We start from the raw sequence: 1,074 nt of genomic DNA, 5'->3' as shown, positions 1-1,074 counted from the left end.
CGAGGGTCACCATGACCACCGGCAGGCCTCGCCGCCGGCCGATCGCGACGGCCTGGTCGAGCAGTCGGGCGTGGCCGCGGTGGACGCCGTCGAAGACACCGAGGGCCGCCACGCAGCGGCCCCGCCGGGCGGCAAGGGACGCCGTCCCGACCCAGATCGGTATCCGGGGGCCGGCGGTGCGCTGCTCCCGGCCCCCGGGCGGGGTGGTGGGCTCGGTGGTGGCGGTGGCGACGTCGCCGGCGAGGACGGTCATGGGCGCGGATCAGCTCCGGGTCGAGGGCCAGGTCGGGTCAGTCAGGTCCCCGACCCGGCTCCCGCCGCGCCTCGTGCGGGCGGGAGCCGGGCGGTGGGGCGGGTCTAGCGGCCGTTGGCGCCGAAGAGTCGGACGTCGTGGTTGTCGGCGAGGTCGGGAACGGTCCAGCCGTTGAGGTCGTACTCGCTCATGCACTGCTCGGCGAAGCCCTTCATGGCGTCGGCGGTCCCCGAGGCCTCGGCGGCGAAGAGCAGCTCGGCGCGCACGCCCTCGTGGTTGCCGGAGTAGTTGCGCTCGTAGAGCTCGTGGCGGCCGCCGAACTCCGAGCCGATCGAGTCCCAGATGAGCTTCATGAGCTTGACCCGGTCGACGGCCTCGTAGCCGTTGGAGCCGCGCACGTACTTGTCGAGGTAGGGCCGCACCTCCGGGGACAGGAAGTCCGCGGAGTGGCTGGGCAGGTAGATCAGCGAGGCGCCGAGGTCCTGCATGATGATCTCGCGGACCCGCGGGTAGCCGATCGTCATGAACCAGCGGTAGGCGAGCCCGTAGTCCAGCTTGGGCAGCAGCGCTCCGTTGACCCATTCGTCGGGGTTGGCGCACATGGCGTCGGACAGCGCCCAGAACATGTTGCGCCAGGCGATGACCTCACCGACACGGGTCTGCACCCCGCGGAAGTCCTTGGTCCCGGTCATCTCCAGGCCCTTCATCAGCAGCCCGGCGATGAAGTCGAGCTTGACGGCGAGGCGGGTGACGCCGTGGAAGGTGAAGCGGTGCAGGAACCCGGAGCCCGGGAAGAAGGTCGACGCCTTCTCCGGGTCGCC

1 protein-coding gene and 1 pseudogene are annotated in these 1,074 nt (G+C 71.2%); both read right to left on the bottom strand.

The window, feature by feature from the left end:
• Positions 1-253: pseudogene (locus tag AC0CYZ_RS27045) on the bottom strand (hypothetical protein); the annotation flags it as partial.
• 104 nt (positions 254-357) lie between these two features.
• The coding region (locus AC0CYZ_RS27040; RefSeq protein ID WP_472221137.1) for a 4-hydroxyphenylacetate 3-hydroxylase C-terminal domain-containing protein at positions 358-1,074 on the bottom strand (717 nt) is incomplete at its 5' end.

It is taken from the genome of Actinomycetospora sp., assembly GCF_055612215.1.
The sequence above is the reverse complement of the archived record's forward strand: the minus strand, read 5'-3'. Positions and strand labels throughout refer to the sequence as shown.